1 protein-coding gene and 1 pseudogene are annotated in these 1,377 nt (G+C 58.5%); both read right to left on the reverse strand.

Translation table 11 applies throughout. The features are described from left to right. Positions 1–38: 38 nt before the first annotated feature. Positions 39–1,211, reverse strand: coding sequence for a Xaa-Pro peptidase family protein (locus EN852_RS34490; protein WP_126097340.1), 1,173 nt, complete (start codon positions 1,209–1,211; stop codon positions 39–41). Continuing rightward, positions 1,198–1,377: pseudogene (locus EN852_RS41775) on the reverse strand (hypothetical protein); the annotation flags it as partial. The pseudogene EN852_RS41775 and the gene EN852_RS34490, both read right to left, overlap by 14 nt.

Genomic DNA, 1,377 nt, shown 5'->3' on the forward strand with positions numbered 1-1,377 from the left:
GACTGGTCGCATGTGCTTTGCCATCTTGAATGGAGTGCTTATATACGCGAGAAGAGCTTGCGCTCCATGGTGGTCAGGCGTTCCGGGCCTTTTTCCGTCACCAGCACCGTCTCGCTGAAGCCCATCCCCGCTGCCATCATCAGCATATGAAACACCATTCCCGGCTCTAAGACCCATTCGACGCCAGGCACGAATTCGCGGATAAATTCGCCGGCCGACGGGCGATGATTAAGACCAAGCGAATAGCCGGCACGATTCGTATAGGTTTCGCGCAGTCCAGATGCCAGAAGCGGCTCGCGGCAAGCTCGGTCGACCACGCTGGCCGGTGTGCCCGGCCGCATCAATGCGATCGCCTCGTCTTGGATGCGGATGATCGTGTCGGCGATACGCTGTTGCGCAGCGCTCGCCGGACCGACAACAGCGGTGCGCATCAAGCGTGCCCAGTAATTCTTGTGGACCCCGTTTTGCTCAAAGTAGACAGGATCGCCACGTTCCAGGCGCCGGTCCGAAAGTCCTCCATGTATGAGACTTGTTCGATCGCCGGAGGTGATGATACCGCCGAGCGACGCTGCCCCCGCCTTCACCAATGCGCTAGACACAGCCTCGGCGAGTTCTCGCTCCGCGACTCCAGGCGCGATAGCCTCGATGCCGGCCCGCAGACCCACTTCAACTAGCCGCGCAGCGCCGCGCAGATGTTCTAGTTCCCGCGGCGATTTGATCAGGCGCAGGTGGTCGACAATACGGGGCTCTCCAACCAGAGTTGCCTTCGGCAGCAGCGCCTGCAGCATCTTCCAGCGCTCCACCGTCAAGAACCATGAGTGCTCATCCAGACCGATGCGCCCGCCTGCCAACCCAAGACCTTCAAGGGCTCTTCGCGCCGTGTCGAGCCAAACGGGGAGCGGATCAGCGGCATCTGCATAGACCACATGGTTTTTGACCCATGAGGTGCTGTGCGCCGTGGGGACTTCCATGTCGCGCACGATCAGCACCGGGTCGCCGCGGCTGGGTACTGCTAAAGCGTGATAGGAGAAATAGCCAATTTGATCGAGGCCACTTAGATAATTGATGTTTTCTGGTTGGTGCAGCAGTAAGACGGGAAGATCATACTTAGCCATCTCTTCTTGCGTACGCCGTAGGCGCTCCCGATACTCCTCCGCCGGGAAATCCATGCCGTTATTCGCAGGCTCACTCACCGTCTTAAGCTCCTTCATCGTTGACTAGCTCATTGTATTTGTTTCGCCGTTCACCCGTCTGGCGGACCACCTCTACGCCGGCATACATAACGACTGTCAACGCGATCAGCAGACTTGAAACGGCAGCGATTGTAGGCGTGATCTCTTCCCGAATTCCCGACCACATCTTTATCGGTAAGGTGGT

It is taken from the genome of Mesorhizobium sp. M2E.F.Ca.ET.209.01.1.1 (genome assembly GCF_004010375.2).
Lineage (GTDB): Bacteria > Pseudomonadota > Alphaproteobacteria > Rhizobiales > Rhizobiaceae > Mesorhizobium.